The sequence below is a fragment of the Bacillus sp. NMCN1 genome, from assembly GCF_002998085.1.
Classification (GTDB): domain Bacteria; phylum Bacillota; class Bacilli; order Bacillales; family Bacillaceae; genus Bacillus.
In genome coordinates this window covers 516,615-535,585 of the sequence record NZ_PVQL01000002.1, presented here as the reverse complement: position 1 = coordinate 535,585, position 18,971 = coordinate 516,615, and the positions used below count along the sequence as shown (strand labels likewise).

Here is an 18,971-nt window from a genome sequence, read left to right as displayed (position 1 = left end):
CACCTGAACTTTATGGTCAATATGTCTTTTGTCTCTATTTTACAATTTTATTTTGCAATGTTAGCGGCACGCGAATCATGACGAATGTCCCTAGACCTATTTTTGAGTCTATGGTCATTTTACCTTCCAGTAAGTCTACGCGTTCTTTCATGCCAAGTAAACCGAAGGATTTGTTTTTGTTTGTTTTCACATCTTTCATATCAAAGCCTTTTCCATCGTCTTTGATAATTAACGTGACAAAGTCTTTCGTCACTTCTACTTTTACAGAGATTTCTTCTGCTTCGGAATGTTTTAGTGAATTTGTGACAGCTTCTTGGGCTAGTCTAAACAGTGCCACTTCAAATTGAGAAGCAATTCTTTCGTTTTCTGTATCCCCTAGGCATTGGAACGTAATCTTGGTTTTTCCATCATACTCTTCGATTGTGTTTAAATATTTTCTTAGCGTCGGAATGAGACCCAAATCATCTAACGCCATTGGTCTTAAATCATAAATGATTCTTCTCACTTCGTACAGAGCATTTCGCACATTCTGTCTGAGACTTCTAATTTCTTTAAAGCCTTCTTCTGTCCCACGGTCTCTGAAAATCCGTTCAATTAATTCGGAACGCATCATCACGTTTGCCAGCATCTGGGCCGGACCGTCATGAATTTCCCGGGATACCCTTTTGCGTTCCTCTTCTTGGGCTTCAATAATTCTAAGTCCAAAATCTTGTTTTGCCTGAGCATCTTCAAGTAACACGCCAACTTGGCGTAAGTCCTGATTGAGATAGTTGAGAACAACTGTGATCTGACTCACAAGCGTTTCAGAGCGTTCAATGACATCTTGCAGGCTTAACAATCGTCTTTCCAGATCGTCTCTTCTTTCTCTCAGCTGCTTTTCGCGCTGCTGGATCATGGTGAGTTCCACTTGCAGATTATGTGCTTTTTCGTAGGCCTCCCGTATTTCTTCTTCGCTAAATTTGTTGAAGTTTCTGCTGACCTCAGATAAGCGATTTCTAGCATGTCTCGTATGGACTTCTAGTTTATCCCCAAAATCAATCACTTCGTTTACTTGCTGCTTGATTTGCTTCAGCTCTTCTACTAGGCTTTCATATTGTTGACGGGACTGTTCGCCTATCCTAAATACTTCGTCCTTGCTGCCATCAACTGTACTTAGCATTTTCATGATGATTGAATCCAATAATTTCGGATCCATTTTAGGTGTTGTCATGGCTTTTCCCTCCCGTAACAGTGATGTCATCTTTTTTTATTATAAATGTCATTGATCTGCATTTTATGTCGAATTATAATGAAAGAATGCGTATAAATCATGAAGTTTTTATGACGACCCTTTTTCCGCTCCTATCATCATAACAAAATACGCTGTAAAATTCTAAAACCAATGCAAATTTTCTCTAGTCTTACAATTTGCTTGTCAGGAGGGTAAGTCTTTTGCTGAATCGCTATCTTACAGTAAAAAGTCGTGGCGAGCATGAGATCGTCATTGAAAAATCACGTTTTATTTGTCATATACAGCGTGCTGTCTCAGAAGAAGAAGCACAAGCATTTATACAATCCATTAAAAAACAACATTGGAATGCCACACATAATTGTTCTGCCTATCTCATTGGAGAACATGACCTGATTCAAAAAGCGAACGATGATGGTGAACCAAGCGGTACAGCAGGTGTGCCAATGCTTGAAGTGTTAAAAAAACGGAAACTGAAAGATACAGTCGTAGTGGTCACTCGTTATTTCGGCGGTATTAAGCTAGGCGCCGGTGGATTGATTCGTGCCTACGGAAAATCTGTATCAGAAGCCATCAACCATGTTGGTATGGTAGAGCGCTGTTTAATGCGTACGATGCACACAACAATAGATTATACATGGCTTGGAAAGGTAGAGAATGAGCTTAGAGCCTCATCTTTTCAGCTAAAAGAAATTCATTATGCAGAAGATGTTATTTTTGAGACGTATGTAGAAGAAACACAAACAGAACAGTTCATTGAATGGATGACTGAGCTGACAAATGGAAAGAGTGTTACAAAAGAAGGCGAACTGATTTATTTAGAAAAGGACATTGGTCCGATAAAGGAGACAGATGAATGGCACAACGAGTAAAAGTGCGTGTACGAAAGAAAAAGAGTAAGAAGAAAAAAATTTTCAAACGTATTCTGGTCTTATTTTTGCTTCTTCTCATCTGCATGGGCGGATTTGCAGTCTATAAAATAGTCAATACACTTCAAGCTGCTGACAAAACATATGATGAACTAGACCGCGGAGAGAAATCGAAGCTTCGTGATGCGGTCATTGATATTAAGAAGAAACCTTTCTCTGTACTATTTGTCGGAATTGAGGATTATGCCACAGATGGTGATCATGGCCGTTCAGATTCACTCATTGTCGCAACGATTAACCCTCAAGACAAAACGATGAAAATGGTTAGTATCCCTCGTGACACACGCGTACAGCTTGCAAGTGACACGACAGGAAATAAAGAAAAGATCAATGCAGCATTTGCTAAAGGTGGAAAAGACGAGACGATTGAAACTGTCGAACAATTCTTGCATATTCCGATTGATAAATATGCAACCGTTGATTTTGACGGATTCAAGGATGTTATTGATGAAGTCGGCGGAATTGATATCGATGTTCCATTTGACTTCAATGAAAAAAGTGATGTGAAAAAATCGAAAAAGATTTATTTCAAAAAAGGCAATATGCATTTAAACGGGGAAGAAGCACTTGCTTACGCTCGGATGAGAAAACAAGATCCACGCGGTGATTTCGGACGTAATGATCGTCAGAAACAAATTTTACGCGCAATGATTGATCAAATGTCGAAGCCAAATAACATTGCGAACGTCGATAATATCGCTAAAGAAGTAAGTGATCACATTACGACCAACTTCCGTATCACAGAAGGTCTTGCGCTTCAGCAAATCTACAGCGGATTTAAAGGAAACGACACAGAAACACTTTCTATTAAAGGATCAGATCTTTATTTAGGACCAAATCGAACGTATTACTTTGAGCCAGATCAAACCAATCTAGCTAACGTACAAAATGAATTACGGACGCATTTAAAGCTTCCTGCTGAATCTTCGACTGAAACAGATTCACAAACCAATCCATCCTCTGGTGAAACAGGGTCAAGTGATACAACTAATCCTTCGACCAGCACACCATGACAATAATAAAAACAGCCCAGTTCCTAGGAACGGGCTGTTTTTTATTGTCTTTTGACCATTCGTTTATAGAATTTCGTAAATGGTTTAAACTCTTCGTTGACCAAACCCGTGACTTCCGCAATCACTTGCATAAACATCACCAGTAAAAAGATAATGATGAGCGATAACCAAATGGTGGCGCTTGTCAGCAAAATCGCACTTAAGCTAAAGACTAAGCCAATCATGTAAATCACGATGACAGCCATGCGATGGGATAAGCCAAAGGCCATTAGTCTATGATGAATATGAGATTTGTCCGGTGCTGAAATTGGCTGTTTGTTTAATATGCGTCTAATGATTGCAAAGGTCGTATCAAATATAGGAACACCTAGAATGATCACAGGAACAACAACACTAAACAAAGTGACACTTTTGTATAATCCTAAAAGTGACAGCACCGAGATCATATACCCTAAAAATAGCGAACCGGTATCCCCCATAAAAATCTTCGCCGGATGAAAGTTGTAAAAGAGAAAGCCGATCGTACTGCCAATGACGACAAGAGATAAAGAAAGAATTAGAATCTTATCAGCAGAAAAAGCCATCACTGCAATCGTTGATAAACCGATGACAGAAATACCGGCAGCTAGTCCATCAAGGCCGTCAATTAAATTAATGGCATTTGTGATGCCGACAATCCATAGCACGGTGAGGGGATATGCCATCCAGCCTAACTCAATTCGATCTGTTAAAAAAGGAACAGAGAAAAAGTCCATTTTTAAGCCCGTGCTCACAATCAAACAAGCTACAAGGACTTGTACGAGAAATTTAAATCTTGCACTTAAATTATATTTATCATCAAATATACCTAGAATGACGATGAGTACGGCACCAACTGAAATTGCTGTAATTTTATTATGTAGAAACAGCCCGCCTGCTAATGCTCCAGCCACTACCCCAATAAAAATTGCCAAACCACCCATTCGAGGCATTACTTTATCATGAACTTTTCGTTTATTCGGCTGGTCCACTGCACCAATCTTAATTGCAAACTTTTTGACGATTGGTGTCACAATTAAAACTGTAGCCAGAGAGACAAAAAACGCTAATAAGGCGCGTTCGTAATCCATAGGTCAGTCTCCTTCTAAATTGAAATCTGTATTTTGTATATTGGCCGCTCTTTCCATTATACAATTGAATAGAGGATGATCACAAGCTCCCCCTGTGAGGAAGAAACAAATAAAAACGCACAATCCCAAATGAATTATGCGTTTTCTTTAATATTCGTTAGCTCCACCATGTTTGTGAACAGCGCGTGCCAATCTTTTTTCTTCGCACGGCTTTGCCTTAGATGTCTATAGGTCATGTCGTCTTTTTTGCTGATCATTTTCAGGCAGGCTTCTACGAAGAGCGCAGGATCTTCGCCCTCTAAATATTCATACACATCATTCTCTTTTAGCCTTTCCGTTGACGGGAGATTTAAACCGACAACCGGTATTCCGGCTGCTAAAAATTCATAAAGCTTGAGAGGGAACACCGCTTGATTGTAAGGGGATTGTTTGTATGGCATCATGCCTACATCAATCAGCTTCATATAAGCAGGCACTTCTTCTGGTGCAACAGCACCTGTCCAAATCACATTCGGCAGTTTGAGTGCATGCTGAAAAGATGGATCTCCATTCGTTCCATCCGGACCGACAAATAAAAATATCCAATCAGGCCGCATACGAGCAGCTTCAGCCATCATGTCAAAATCGAGCTTTGGCTTAATTCCTCCGATAAAACCAAGCACAGTTCCTTCTCTACCTTCCAGCACATCTTCTTTACACGGAAGATGGCTTTTCGCAAACACATCGTACTCGACTCCATTTTCCACCGTAAACACATCTTTCGGTTCACCCATAAGACGTTTTTTGATTTGATCGTGTAAATATTGAGAAGAGCATGTAATGCTGTGTGCGTATTTAATGATTCGATTTTCTGCTTTGACAATGACACGCTGCCTCATATAAGAAAGAATGTTGTGTTTGCCGCTTATCGGCTCTCCCCACAGGTCACTGCAATCATAGACAATGTGTTTCCATTCAAATAAGGAAGATAAGAGCGGAAAGCCCGGAAACGTATACCATAAACAAACGGCGATCCCCTTCTTTTCCTCCTGCCGCAAATGCTCAAGAAGAGGGGACAATTTATGAATATAGAACATGTCTTGATATCGGCCAAAGCGAAATAATTTGCTCTTGAGCACATCAGGAATGGTCAATTGCTTCATTCGATCTGTTATGGGCTGAAAGGGAGCTGTATGACGAGATGCTGACGGGCATACCCAGATGACCTCTTTCGTTTCCGGATCAGATGCTAGAAATTCGGCCAGCCGATGCCGTCTGTACCTCAGTCCGTCCTGTCCCCATTCTCCCGTCGCTACGACAACATGTATGATCGAGTCTGCTTTCACCTTTATCACCTTTTTTCCCTTCTGTTTATAAGCGCTTCTTCACAGCATTTGTCGCATAGTGCATAAAACACCAAGACGCTTTGACAAAATGAAGCTGCTCAATTTCTCTGTAGACAAACCACGTTTTTTTCGCCGCTTTCCACTTGTTACTAGAGATGGAGTTTCCAACGAGGCGATATTCACTAAGCGGTTCGCTCATACCATAGGCTGTAAATCCTCTTTTTAATATAGACAGCCATGTAGCTAAATCCTGTCTCGTGCGGATGTTTGGCATTTCCACATGTCCTACCTTCTGAAGATCAAGCATGACCGTTAAACAGCCGATAATGGTATTTTTCAAGGCTTCATTATAGTCCAATCTCGCTGGCGCAGTGACGGTTTTTTCTAACGGTTCTCCATTTTCTGCAATGATGTCATATGCCGTAAACGTAAAGGCATAATCATTTGTCAGCATGAAGTCTACCTGTTTTTCGAGCTTCGTCTCTTTCCACTTATCATCGCTGTCTAAAAAAGCGATAAATCGCCCTTTTGCCTTTTTGATGGCTGCGTTTCTAGCAATGGCGGCTCCCCCATTTTCCTCTAAATAAATGACGTTGATTCTGTCGTCCGTTTGACTTAAATCCCCTAATAGCTTTCTAGTTCCATCTGTAGAACAATCATCTGCAATGATCAGCTCCCAATTGGAATAGGTTTGGGCAAGGACGGAATGAACTGTATCCGTTAAATAACGTTCCGCATTATACGCCGGTGTAATGATGGATACTAACGGTTGATTGTTCACCTAAGACTCATCTCCAGTTCATCATTAAGATTCTTTGAACACTTCGGGTAAGACCACAAACATGAGCGAGATGCTAAAGCCAATGACAAGCCCAAGCAGTGCACGTTTTTTGGCTGACATGCCTTTATTACCCTCATCAAGTACTTGGGCAGGATCGACAATCTTTGCCTGCTTCATTCCAAGCTTTGTCGACTCCAATTCATATAAGAATCGTTCTTTATCGACTTTGGAATCATTGCTGACAGATTCATCTTCAAGAGCAGCTAATCTACTTTCGATGACCTGCTGCCTTTTTGTAAATAATGCTTTGTCTTGCTTAAGAAATGTATCCGACACCTGCTTCACGACAGCCAAAGCGCGATCCTTATCGGCATCTGTGAAAGACAGCTGTAATTGTGTATCCGATTGATTGGTAAGGAGGAGACGGGTTTTCACATCCTGCCTTTCTTCTTCTTTGACATCACTGAGTGCTTCGTTTAGAAATGCATCGCTTTTTAATAGAGATGTCACTTCTGCCATATTGTTATACACCCCATCATCATATTTACCAAGAGTGAGAGTAACAGCGGCTGTGTAACTAGACTGCTGCGTAGTTCCTTTAGCAAAAAAGAAACCAAAGGCACCTAATACGACAGGCAGCAGTATGAGCCATACGATGTACTTTTTGATTCGCTTCCCTATTCTAGATATGAAACCAGACATGTTCATTCTCCCAACATTGACGTATTTGCTCTTTCACTAGTGTAGCCATACAAACAAAGCATCACACACGGTTTACCACAGCTTGAGTCGTTGTTTGTTTTTCAACATATTCACCGCTGCGATCACCAGTCCTAAAAATACCCAGTGGAAATATAAATTCGAGACGGAGCTAGGACTGATACTTGAAACGAGAAAGCTCAGCATGGCTGCAAACAACCCTTCAATGATCATTTTTGCCGATCTTGTGTCAGCCCATTGGTATTGTTTGTACAGTGTGAACATGAGATAGGCGTATACTGAGAGATAGCCCAGCATGACTGCAAACCCAAAGTTCGTCATCAATTCCAGCAGCCAATTGTGCACTTCTACGACCTGGTCTGTATCAAAGATCGAAAAGTGAGCTAAGTAGTAAGACACATTCCCCGCTCCAACCCCGAATCCGTATGAATTCGTAAAGAAGTGCCAAGCATTTTTGATCAAATTCGCTCTCGCAATGTTAGACGGGAGTGGTTCACTAAAAGAATGCGCGACCTGAGAAGCGAGAAACAAGTCATAAAAGACCGAATAAATCTTGGCTGAAAAGACAGCGATACAGATCACAACAAGTCCGCCTGCTGCAATGATTGACCACTTTTTGAGGAAGCGCGGCAGCAGCAGCCACACATAGATCGCCACTCCTGCAAATATGCCAAGCAGACTGGCTCGGGATTCGGTTAACAAAATGAGATACAGTGCGGCGATGGCACCTAATAATCCAAACGCTTTGATATAACCGTTTTTCATTTGACGCATGCACGCTAGATATAAGAAGAAACTAATCGATAAAAACGTCGCAAAGTCATTTTGATTGAAAAAGACAGATGTAGGATAGTGCTGTTTATACGCTGGTCCTAGATACAATGAGGTATTCGGTAAATGGTTCAATGTAAAGTGATTATAGAACCCAATCCCCATCACAAACACAGTCATGACCAGCCAAATGCTATAAAAGGTCACCAGTTGATCCATTCGCTGAATGAACATGACGACAAGAAAGACAAACCCCATCCCCATTGCAAGCAAGGACATATATTTCAGGCCGTCTGTGACCGAATGAGCCCAAAGCAGTGAGATGAGCCCGTAAAGAAACCATGCAGCGAAAAAACCAAGAATTCCTTTGACACGAATCTGCTGCCACTGCGATATGTACGTCCCCTTATCTCTCATCCGCCATATGAATAAAGCAAAGGCGGCGATGAGCATAATACGGTAGAGAAAAAGACTAAAGAATCCGGCACTTATAGAAAAGAAAGCGTTGTTGAGAAAGGTCAATGTAATCAAAAGATAGATGGCTGACATGAAGATTTGCTCACCATTCAAGTACAGCTTCATCAACACAAGACCAGCCGACAGAATCAGAAGTATAACCGGAACAGCCACCATCTTCTTTAATCCGGCAGGCTGGGCGGTTGCCATTTGTACAAGCCCGATCCCTGCTGCAAACACAATACATCCAATCATGATTTGCCATGCTGTTTGTTTCACACTCATACCCATTTTCCTCCTAAGCAACCCATCCGATTTGAGGGATTAAGCCTTGACTTCCTGTTCATAGTAGGAAATGGTACGAGCCAAACCTTCCTGTAAACTCACAACAGGCTCCCATGCTAAGACTTGTTTCGTTTCCTCATTTGCCAATGTACTATGCACAATATCTCCTGCACGTTGCGGCTTGTAAATTGGTTCAAGGTGGGACTTCGTCACCCGTTTCATTGTTTGAAACAGCTCATTCACAGTGAGCGAATCACCACACGAGATATTTAAACAAACGTTTGATTGAGCTGTTAAAGCCGCAACATTCGCTGCTGCAAGATCACCCACATAGATAAAATCTCTTGTTTGTTCTCCGTCTCCAAAAATGTAAGGAGCCTCATCCTTTGCAAACTTATCAGAGAAAATAGAGACAACCCCGCCTTCGCCAAGTGCGTCTTGGCGCGGACCATAAACATTGCTGTACCGAAGAATACAATAGTCTACATCATACAGTGATTTTGCCATTTCTAAGTATCGCTCTACTGTGAGTTTCGATAAGCCATAAGGCGAACCAGGCTTTAGCCGGTGAGCAGTGTCCACTGGCAGATACACTGGATCTCCATAGACAGCTGCTGATGAGGCAAATACCACTTTCTCCACTCCTGCTTCAGCCGCTGCTTTTATAACGTGCAGTGACCCTTTTATATTGACCTCTTCGTCATAAACGAAATTCTGAACGGAAACGGCTACACTCACCTGTGCTGCAAGGTGAATGATATAATCCGGTCTCATTTGTTTGATCAAATCGACCGTTTCTGATTTTGTGACATCTGCCTCAATGCATTGAACGGAAAGATGGGCAATATTTTCCCGAGATCCAGTTGAAAAGTTATCAAGAACGATGGGCTCGTAGCCTTTTTCTAGTAAAGCCTCTACCGTGTGTGATCCAATAAATCCGCTTCCCCCAGTAACCAATACTTTCTTCATCCAAGCTCCCCCTGTTATTGTGCCTTTGATACCAATTCTGCTTCCCATACGCCTGGGCGGCCGATAGACTGGTAAATAAATCCTCTCTCTTTCATTTCTGCTGGATCAAACAAATTCCTTCCATCAATTACAATCGGTGAACGAAGCAGCTGCTTGATCTGATCTTTATCCATCTTCTGTACGTCATCCCATTCTGTTAGGATGAGACAAGCATCCGTATCTTTTACTGTTTCATACAGGTCATTACTGAAGACAGCCTGCGGGCCAAGCTCTCGTTCTGCTTCTACATAAGCAATCGGATCATAGGCCTTCACAAAAGCACCCAGCTCTCTCAGCATGGGGATAATGTCTAATGCAGGCGCAGAACGCATATCATTCGTATTCGGTTTGAATGCGAGACCTAAGACAGAGATGGTTTTTCCTCTAATATTACCGAATACACTCATCAGTTTGCTGACAAGGTGGGCTCTTTGGTGATTGTTCGTTTCAATCACGGACTCGATCAGCTTGAACCGGTAGCCAGCTGTTTCGGCAATTTTGAGAAGAGCCATCGTGTCTTTCGGGAAACAAGAACCCCCAAATCCAATGCCCGCTTTTAAAAATTTATGCCCGATGCGGCTGTCTAATCCAACTCCTTCGCTGACTTTTTCAACATCAGCGCCCACCCGCTCGCAAATATTTGCAATGTCATTGATGAATGAGATTTTTGTGGCGAGCATGGCATTTGCAGCATACTTAATCATTTCAGCACTTTCTAAGTTGGTCTCTACAATCTCTGTTTGAAACGGATCATGCAATCTTTTGATGATGGTTGACGCATGGGTGCTTGTCGAGCCTATTACTGCCCGCTCCATATTCATCGTGTCTTGGATAGCAGAGCCTTCTCTAAGGAACTCTGGATTGGATACGACATCAAAAGGATATTTACTGCACGATGCTTTTTCGACAATGGCTTGAACGAGCCGGCCTGTTCCAACGGGCACCGTGCTTTTATTGACGATGATTTTATAGCCATTTAGATGTTCACCAATTGTTTGAGCGACAGCTTTCACGAACGTTAAATCTGCTTCCCCCTGTGCTGTCATCGGTGTCCCTACAGCAATATAGATAATCTCTGATTCCCTAATAGCGGCAGGAATATTGGTCGTAAAAAACAATCTTCCTTCTTCCGTATTCTTTTCAATCAATTCCTTTAAACCCGGTTCATAAATGGGAACGACACCACTTTTTAAGCTGTTGATTTTTGATTCATCGATGTCACAGCAGATGACACGATTTCCGATATCAGCAAAACAAGTACCCGATACTAACCCGACATACCCTGTTCCAATCACAGCAATTTTCTTCAACATTTTTCATCCTCTCAATAAAAGCATATTGTCAGTTCCAAGCTGTTTTTCTATCTATCATTCTTTGCACATTTCATCTTGTTTAAACGATGGATATTGATTGATTAAGCACCTTTTCATATAGGTGTATGAGATGCTTCGCATTATTTGCTGATGAATATTCTGTATGAACGATTTGATGAAGATCGTTCTTTACTTGGTCACTCCACCTGTTTTCATAAAGGTAGGCGTGAATGGCCTCTTTCAGCTGACTTGTCGAACGTGGTTCAATGAGCAGGTGTTGATAGGTAGAAAATAAAGATGGGAGACCACCGACTCGTGTCGCAATGACAGGTACTTTTAAAGCAAGTGCCTCTAGGACGACGGTTGGCATTCCTTCACTATAGGAAGGAAGTGTAAACAGATCGGCTGCCATTAAGTAGTCTTTCACCTGCTCATTCGGCACCTGTCCTGGGAGTAGAATGGAGGCTCCAGCCCGTTCTTCCAATTCCTTTGCAAGGGGGCCTTTTCCAACAAAGACTGCTTTCACACCATCCATTCCGCTGACAGCATCAGCTAATTCGAGCAAGCCCTTCTCCTTCACTAATCGCCCGACGAAGACAACAAGCTTGTCGTGAAGCGGTAAACCTAACTGCTTCCTGATGCCTTGTTGATCTTCTTCCGTTTTAGAAAATGACTGGAGCGGAATACCAAGCGGGAGACATTGCGCTTCCACCTTTGTCATGTCATTTGTCTTTTTAGCAAGCTCCTCGCTCACCGTCAGAACAGCAGATGCCTGTTTCACCGCCGTTTCAAAGGCTGCATGTGCCCCTTTGCTATAGCCCGGATACACGTTCACATCACTGCCATGTAAGGTCAAAAGATAAGGAATTTGCGTTTCTTTCTGAATCACAGCCGCCGCTCCGCCAGACGGCATCGCAAAGTGCGCATGGAGAAAATCTGGTGACAGCTGATAACGCTGCATGACGCTGAGAACAGAATAAGCTATTCGCTTACTCGGCTGTGCCCATTTCAGCTGTCCAGGGAGCGCTGTATAGGGCGGCCTGTATACTGTCACTCCGTTTCTTACTTCCTGTTCGGGTAGATCTTTTTTCTGCCGATAGGCCGCCTTCAACATCCGCAAAACCGGTAAATTTACTGGATTGGGACAAATGACAGTCACTTGTATTCCTTGTTTGAGCAGCTCCTGCACTTGCGTTTCATGGAATACGCCTTCACTTGGATGTTTTTCACTAGGATATACACTTGTCAGCCATAGCACCTTCATGACGAACGACCTCTTCTCAATAATTTACCTGCCACCTGCGGATACATTTTGATAAGCAGCAAGCCATACAATGCAGCACTGACACAAATCGTCAATCCTAATTGAAGTAAAATATCCGCTGACGTCAGCTTCATGCCTTGATGCAAGAAAACCGCACAGACGGCCATCAACAGCGTCATGACAGCAGGCTTTCCTAGTGATCTTAAATACACCTTCATATCAAGCTGAATGACATATGCCATGAGCCACCTGCCGACAATAAAGTTGAGCAGGCTGACACCTGAGTAGATCCAAGCTACTGTGAGCAGACTGCCTGTGCTGACACCTGCATATAAGGCGCATCCATACACGATGAGCATCCCCGTATCCCAATAAAAGGCTAAATCCGCTCTCCCTTTGGCAAGAAGTATTGACCCGTTTGGATTCATCAGTACACGCAGAAGGCCGACAATGCACAATATATTAAGAACCGGAACGGCTACGAGCCATTTCTCTCCAAACACTACTTCTATAAAGCTATCTGATACGGCAGCAAGGCCGATTAATAACGGAAAACTAATCAAGGCGAGCATATTCGTCATACTGAGGAAGCCCTCGCGCAGCACGGAGTGATCACGCTGACTTTTTGCGAAAACAGGGAAAGCCACTCTCGTCACAATCGGATTAATTTTCAGCACAGGAATCGTCACAATTTGATACGCCAAGCTGTAAATACCTAACGCCTCCGCTCCAAGAAACCGGCCGATTAAAATCATGTCAATGTTCGATCCTGCTCGATTGACCAGTCTGGATGCGAGCTGGAATGCACCGAATGAGAAAAATTCTTTCACTTCCCCTAATGCAAAAACAGGTGCTGGGCGCCACTTCTTCCAATAAGCCGCGGCATACATAAGCCCTTTTCCTGATTGCAGCAGCACTTGAGAAATGACATAGGCAACAATCGGATTGATGAAGAAGGCCAAAGCGAGTAAAACAAACAGCGATATCATGGTTGCAATGGCTTCAATGGTACTTAATGTTTTAAAGGCTAAGTTCTTTTGCATCATGTATTGGTATTGCTGGCCAATTGGCGCAATCAGAAACATGATCGATAATAGTTTGAGCAAACCCTCCAGCTCTGGCCGGTTATAAAAGGCGGCAATTATCGGGCTTACTAGAATGAGTAAACAGAATAAGATAATTCCAGTGAGTAAGTTGATCCAATATAATGTAGATAATTGACGTTCTGTTGTTTGTTCCTTTTGGATGATCGCTGCCCCAATTCCTAGATCAAGTAAAATCTGCGTAAATATTGTGACAGTTGTGATCATGCCAACGAGTCCAAACTCCTTCAGTGACATCACGTTCCCTAAAAAAGCGAACTGTGCGATTTGGATGATCGTAATGATGAATGCGGACAAGCTTGTCCATTTTGCCCCGCCTAGCATGCGTTTTTTCATACTTGCCATTTCTCTTCCCTACTTTACTTATCTGGCTCCGTCACCCGTCATGATGACTTTTAACGTTTTTACCATAATCTTCGTGTCGAGAGAAAATGTCAAGTTTTGAATATACTGTAAGTCGTGTGTTAATTTTTCACTCGGACTCATTTCATATCCTCCATTTACTTGAGCAAGACCTGTCAGTCCAGGCTTGACCGCTAATCTTTTCGTAAAACCTGGAATCGTCCGATTAAATTCTGCGGTAAACATCGGTCTTTCCGGCCGCGGACCTACGATACTCATTTCTCCTTTTAACACGTTGATAAATTGCGGGAGTTCATCGATTCTTGTTTTACGAATGAAGGCTCCCACTTTGGTGATACGCGGATCATTTTTTTGTGCCCATTTCGCTCCTCCGCTTTCAGCGTCGGTTCTCATCGATCTGAGCTTCCATAATTTGAAGTAAACACCGTCTTTTCCGACCCTCTCCTGCATATAAAAGGCTGGTCCCGGCGTTTCCAGCTTAATCAAAAGAGCAAACAGCAAAATGATTGGCGTACTCAACATTAATCCGATGAACGAGAACATTAAATCTATGAAACGTTTTGCAAATAAATAACGAACCATATGTTCTGTTAAGGCAAAAGAGTGGTTTCGTCTCACTTCATATTCTCTATAAAGATTCATCGCTTTCTCTGCACTCACTGACCTGCACCTCACCATTTAAAGTAGTTGTTGTGTAAAGAGATGTTCTATGAAGGTCAGTTTAGCAGAGCAACATTAAGCAAATGTAAATGCGCTGTTAAGTCTTGTAAAACTGTGTTAAGAATGTGCACTTATATCAAGTTATGCCCTTTTCAACGTAAAAAAGACCCGCAATTCTGCGGGTCTCCGAGTCTTTTCTTTATTTTGCTTTGACGGATTCGATGGTTTTTAATCGAAGGGTTCCGTTTGCATCTTTTGTATAGGTTACTTTCACTTTTGATTCTTCTTTTAAGCTGTTCACTTGTTTAGAAAATGTATTTCCGAATTGAATAGCGACTTCTTTGCCATCAATGTTCACAGCAATGGTATGTCCATCAGCCAAACCGACATATGTGCCTTCCTTGGTGACTTCATTTTTCTTATTTGTTGTTGATTCTTTCTTTGTTTTAGAATCAGCTTTTGATTGATCCTTAGCAGGTTCTTCTTTTGTGATTTCTTTACTTGAGCTGTCTTTTGCCGCTTCATCAGATTGACCAGCTTGCTCTTCTTTTGGAGCAGCTGTTTCTTTGCTTTGATCATCTGCTTTTTCATTAGATGACTGATCTTCTGTTTTTTCCTCTGAAGCATTTTCTTTCTTTTGATCAGCCGCTTCGGTTGTTTCCTTTTTGCTGTCATCCTTATTGTTGTCGCTTGATTGATTTGTTGTGCCGCATGCTGTGAGTAATACACCTAGAAGCAATACTAGAAACGGCATTGTGATTAATTTTTTCAAGATCGTCACCTCTTCATGATTTGTCGATTTGCTGTCGCTTGAAGATTCATGTGTAAACCATTCACCTTCTATGTTTCAATTATAACAAAGATAACCAGAAATGAAATGTATTTTTAACTTGACACATTATTGATTACCCGATCACTTCATAGACTTTTGAAAAAAGGCTGCCGAGAGACGTTCCCGAGCAGCCTAAGAGGAGTATCTGAGGCACCCCTCATGTGTTTGTATTTTCTTATCTAAAGTAACCTGACACACCGCTTGAAATACCTGACGCTAAACGATCTTTATACGTAGCAGATTTCAAGATGTTTGAATCAACTGGACTGGACACAAAACCAGTTTCTAAGAGAACACTCGGCATTTTAGAATATTTAATCACATAGAATCCAGCTGTTTTTACACCACGGTCTCTTGTACCAAGTGCACTGACCATTTTAGGCTGAATGTTTTGCGCTAGCTTCAAGCTGTTTGCAGACGCATAGGTTTTGTCATAATACGTTTCTGTTCCGTTTGCACTGCTGTTATCATTTGAGTTGGCATGGACACTAATGAAGATATCTGCTTTCGCATTCGCACCTTTGCTTACTCGTGTTTGAAGACTGTCAAATGTATCTGATGTTCTTGACATGATAACAAGTGCACCAGCGTTGTTTAATTTCGTATTTAAACGTTTTGCTACATCTAAATTCAAGTTCTTTTCATATAAACCGTAGCCTACAGCTCCTGAATCATGTGCGCCATGACCCGGATCAATGAATACTTTCTTCCCGACGACAGGATTTTTCAATTGATTCACAACTGTTGGTGTCACCGTATTTGTACTGCCTACGACAGTAAATTTGGTGATTTTTTTACTACTAATCGTTGCTCTTGTTACTTTTGGTAATGTCTTTTCATTTGTTAGAAGCAATGCTTTGTTTTGCTTGGCTGCGATCCCCGCAGCAGAAGATGAAGTGGCATAGCCAAAACCTCTTCCTACATAGGTATTATACGTGCTCATATTATACTTTTTCACAATATTAGCGGCAACGTCATAACGAGTGGAGCCTTTGATTCGTGTTGGAGATTTCAATTGATTATAAGCTGCTTTTGTGACGTAATTTTCTCCACCGACGACAATGGTTTGTTTGACATTGCTTGCTTTTGCAACAGAAGCGATTTCAGAACGAAGTCCCTTTTTATCTGTGTAGAGAATCGGGAACCCTTTTTGTGCTGCGACCGGTGCAATTGCAATCCCATGAGCATAGAAGGAACCTTCAACGACAACAACGCCTGCTGGCTTTTTCATTTTTTTCGCGATATTTGCAGATAGCTCATATCGATTTTTTCCTGAAATACGTTGTGTAGAGATGCCCATTTTCTTCACTTCGTTGACTACGTTGTTTGACACACTTGATGTACTGCCTAAAACGATAACTGTCTTTGTTTTTAAAGCCTTTAAGGCTTTTTTCGTATCACCCGAAAGACTCTTACTGTTTGTATAAAGAACTGGTCCATTTTTTTGGTGTGCAAGTGGAATCCCTGCTGTTGCATCTGCATACGCAGTTTTCCCTACTAAAACGACTGTACTTGCAGTTCCCCATCCCTTTTTCGCTACGTTTGCTGCTACAGCATATCTGCTTCCGCCATCAATTCGTGAGACTGAATTATCTGCTGAAGCTGTCGGAACAATAACGAAAATGGCGATGAGGCTGAGGATGGCTGTTTTCATGATTGAGCGCATCATCTATGTCCTCCTTTAACCCTTTAATAGTTTGTTAGTTTTGTACCTGGATAGTAGAACGAAAGTATGGAAGAATATGAGTTTCCAGATTCCGCTCTAGCTTTGGCTCCGTATTGGCTCATGCCAATGCCGTGACCATATCCTTTTCCTGAAATCGTAAAGTCATTTGTATTGTTTTTGACTGACGCAAATGTGCTTTTCACCTTTGTTGCGCCCATGACGGATCTAAACTCGGTCATTTTCATACTTGCCGTTGTGCTTTTGTTTACTGCATACGTGCCTGTTTTATTTTTCAGATGATATGTCAACTTGATCGATACCGTCTTCGCACGCTGTCCTTTTGTTTTTCCTGAGAACGTCAGGCTTGAAATTGAGGCAATCTTCATATCAGATGCAGCAGTTTCTTTGTTTTTGAGTAGCCATGATTTGAGACCAGCAAGGTCCGCTGCGTTTGTCTCTTTTGCCTTAGACCACTGAGATGCTGCTGTGCTAGCAGTCAATGTTGTGCCTAGTTGTTTTTTAGAGAGTTTTAGTGTCCATGGATTGACTGGATCTTTTGTATCCTTTTTGGCCACTAAGTATGGCAGTGCATTTCCCCATACTTCTTCACTTGCCTCTGTATAGCCGCCATTGCTAGAGTAATAGGTTGCTGAAATGAGCTGATTGTTGTATTTCAGAACCTTCCCTTTTGTAGCATCGACAGCTTTTGTCGAATTTGTGTACCAGTTATATCCTCCATATACTTGGAAGGCAGTTGTATCAGGTACGTCTTTTCCAATACTTTTCACTGAATACGTTCTAGCGGCAACTGCCTGTGCTTTTAGTGCTTCAACATGCCAGCTTGCAGGCATTTCATTTGGTACTACGCCTTTTAGATAGTCTTCAAATGGAATATTTTCGAGAGTCGGCCTGATATAACCTGATTCAATTGCAAAGTTGACGTTGCCTAAGTACGGCTTCCCTGCAATTTGAAGGACATTTTTCGTTGAATATTTCTCAGGAACAACTCTTACTGTGTTATACGTCTTTATGCCTTTTAATGAAATTTTTCCGTTAGAAATATTCAATTGGTAGTTTTGATTTTTTTTCAGATAGACTTGTTTGGCTAATGAGTTTTTCAAGCTATCTTTAATCGCACTTGTGCTACCAGCAAGGTGATAAGCATATGTACCCTTTTCTTTCAGCAGTGCTTTTAGTGACGCTGTGACAGAATCCGGTTTCACATACACAACGGTACTGTTAGACTTTGCAGCCAATTGAGACAGCGGCATAGCATAAATATAGCTAGAGGCTTTTGCCAAATAAACTTTATCTGCATTGATATTTAATTTCTTCATAATATTCACAGATAGTTCATAGCGATTGGCACCACTGATTCTTGTCACCTGTGACGTTTTTTTAATTTGATTCTCTACTTTTTGTCCCGTACTTTTCGTACTGCCGATGATGATGACTTTACTTGGCAGCTTGTAAGTCGGAATGGAATCTTTTTTTGTTAACAGGATTGGGTATCCCTTTCTCGATGCATAGGATGCAATCGCAATCCCATTCATAAATGAGTTTCCGCCGACAACGACAGCTTGCTTATAGTTACCCATTTCTTTAGCGATTTTTTGGGAGATTTCAAACTTGTCTTTTCCACTAATGCGTCTGACTTTGCCATACTTTTTAATAGATTTCTCAGCAGCTGTTGAAATACTTTTCGTGTTACCGACGATCAGGATGTTATCCGGCTTCATTTTCTTCAGCTGGTTTTCAGTTGTTTTTGTCAGTCTTTCAATGTTCGTATACAAAATTGGTGCGCCTAGTTTGTAAGCTAACGGTGATACAGAAATGGCGTGATCAAATGCATCACGGCTCACAATGACAACAGTTGATGGATTCTTCCAGCCGGCAGACGCGATGCTATTGGCAACTTCGTAGCGATTTTTGCCATCATATCTTTTCGTGACAGCCACATTCGATCCTGACAGCTTGTATTCTCCAGCTGTGGATAGATCCATCGTTTTTTTATTTCCGATATAATTAGACAATTTCACTGAAATTGTCGAGCTAGCCATGGCAGACTGAAAGGGTGCGATTATTAGAGTCAGTGTCATGAGAACAATAAGTGTAACGCCTGTTTTCTTCAATTTTGTTCATCCC

The 18,971-nt window shown here is 41.8% G+C and carries 16 protein-coding genes; 2 read left to right on the top strand and 14 right to left on the bottom strand.

Features of this window, described 5'->3' with window-relative positions; translation table 11 throughout:
• Positions 1–34 precede the first annotated feature (34 nt).
• Positions 35–1,210 carry a two-component sensor histidine kinase DegS gene (gene degS / locus C6W21_RS12505; RefSeq protein ID WP_106050634.1) on the bottom strand — a complete coding sequence of 392 codons (1,176 nt, stop codon included), beginning with the start codon at positions 1,208–1,210 and terminating at the stop codon, positions 35–37.
• A 221-nt stretch (positions 1,211–1,431) separates the two neighbouring features.
• Here degS and C6W21_RS12500 point away from each other — a divergent pair, with 221 nt between their 5' ends.
• Complete coding sequence (locus C6W21_RS12500) at positions 1,432–2,100, top strand: YigZ family protein (protein ID WP_012011434.1); 669 nt, start codon at positions 1,432–1,434, stop codon at positions 2,098–2,100.
• Positions 2,085–3,170: an LCP family protein gene (locus C6W21_RS12495; RefSeq protein ID WP_106050633.1), complete on the top strand. Its 1,086-nt coding sequence runs from the start codon at positions 2,085–2,087 to the stop codon at positions 3,168–3,170. The genes C6W21_RS12500 and C6W21_RS12495 overlap by 16 nt, the downstream gene beginning before the upstream one ends.
• A 41-nt stretch (positions 3,171–3,211) precedes the next feature.
• On the opposite strand, the gene C6W21_RS12490 is transcribed toward C6W21_RS12495, so the two are convergent.
• The 13 genes from C6W21_RS12490 to C6W21_RS12430 form a co-directional block, all read right to left on the bottom strand.
• Positions 3,212–4,279 carry a glycosyltransferase family 4 protein gene (locus C6W21_RS12490; RefSeq protein ID WP_106050632.1) on the bottom strand — a complete coding sequence of 356 codons (1,068 nt, stop codon included), beginning with the start codon at positions 4,277–4,279 and terminating at the stop codon, positions 3,212–3,214.
• A gap of 134 nt (positions 4,280–4,413) precedes the next feature.
• Positions 4,414–5,604: a teichuronic acid biosynthesis protein TuaH gene (tuaH, locus tag C6W21_RS12485; protein ID WP_411266035.1), complete on the bottom strand. Its 1,191-nt coding sequence runs from the start codon at positions 5,602–5,604 to the stop codon at positions 4,414–4,416.
• Between the two features lie 25 nt (positions 5,605–5,629).
• A complete protein-coding gene (tuaG, locus tag C6W21_RS12480) occupies positions 5,630–6,385 on the bottom strand; it encodes a teichuronic acid biosynthesis protein TuaG (RefSeq protein ID WP_106050630.1) in 756 nt (251 codons plus the stop codon).
• Between the two features lie 24 nt (positions 6,386–6,409).
• The gene (gene tuaF / locus C6W21_RS12475; RefSeq protein ID WP_106050629.1) at positions 6,410–7,087 is read right to left on the bottom strand and encodes a teichuronic acid biosynthesis protein TuaF; all 678 of its coding nucleotides are present in this window, start codon (positions 7,085–7,087) and stop codon (positions 6,410–6,412) included.
• A gap of 72 nt (positions 7,088–7,159) precedes the next feature.
• A complete protein-coding gene (tuaE, locus tag C6W21_RS12470) occupies positions 7,160–8,617 on the bottom strand; it encodes a teichuronic acid biosynthesis protein TuaE (protein WP_106050628.1) in 1,458 nt (485 codons plus the stop codon).
• Positions 8,618–8,656: 39 nt separating this feature from the next.
• Positions 8,657–9,586 carry an NAD-dependent epimerase/dehydratase family protein gene (locus C6W21_RS12465; RefSeq protein WP_106050627.1) on the bottom strand — a complete coding sequence of 310 codons (930 nt, stop codon included), beginning with the start codon at positions 9,584–9,586 and terminating at the stop codon, positions 8,657–8,659.
• Between the two features lie 14 nt (positions 9,587–9,600).
• A complete protein-coding gene (tuaD, locus tag C6W21_RS12460) occupies positions 9,601–10,938 on the bottom strand; it encodes a UDP-glucose 6-dehydrogenase TuaD (RefSeq protein WP_106050626.1) in 1,338 nt (445 codons plus the stop codon).
• A 79-nt stretch (positions 10,939–11,017) separates the two neighbouring features.
• The gene (gene tuaC, locus C6W21_RS12455; protein ID WP_106050625.1) at positions 11,018–12,202 is read right to left on the bottom strand and encodes a teichuronic acid biosynthesis protein TuaC; all 1,185 of its coding nucleotides are present in this window, start codon (positions 12,200–12,202) and stop codon (positions 11,018–11,020) included.
• Positions 12,199–13,650 carry a teichuronic acid biosynthesis protein TuaB gene (gene tuaB / locus C6W21_RS12450; protein WP_106050624.1) on the bottom strand — a complete coding sequence of 484 codons (1,452 nt, stop codon included), beginning with the start codon at positions 13,648–13,650 and terminating at the stop codon, positions 12,199–12,201. The genes tuaC and tuaB overlap by 4 nt, the downstream gene beginning before the upstream one ends.
• 18 nt (positions 13,651–13,668) lie before the next feature.
• Positions 13,669–14,328: a sugar transferase gene (locus tag C6W21_RS12445; protein WP_034281119.1), complete on the bottom strand. Its 660-nt coding sequence runs from the start codon at positions 14,326–14,328 to the stop codon at positions 13,669–13,671.
• Positions 14,329–14,527: 199 nt separating this feature from the next.
• The gene (locus C6W21_RS12440) at positions 14,528–15,100 is read right to left on the bottom strand and encodes a prolipoprotein diacylglyceryl transferase (protein WP_106050623.1); all 573 of its coding nucleotides are present in this window, start codon (positions 15,098–15,100) and stop codon (positions 14,528–14,530) included.
• A 235-nt stretch (positions 15,101–15,335) separates the two neighbouring features.
• Positions 15,336–16,826: an N-acetylmuramoyl-L-alanine amidase gene (locus C6W21_RS12435; RefSeq protein WP_106050969.1), complete on the bottom strand. Its 1,491-nt coding sequence runs from the start codon at positions 16,824–16,826 to the stop codon at positions 15,336–15,338.
• A 23-nt stretch (positions 16,827–16,849) separates the two neighbouring features.
• The gene (locus tag C6W21_RS12430; RefSeq protein ID WP_106050622.1) at positions 16,850–18,958 is read right to left on the bottom strand and encodes a SpoIID/LytB domain-containing protein; all 2,109 of its coding nucleotides are present in this window, start codon (positions 18,956–18,958) and stop codon (positions 16,850–16,852) included.
• Positions 18,959–18,971 lie beyond the last annotated feature (13 nt).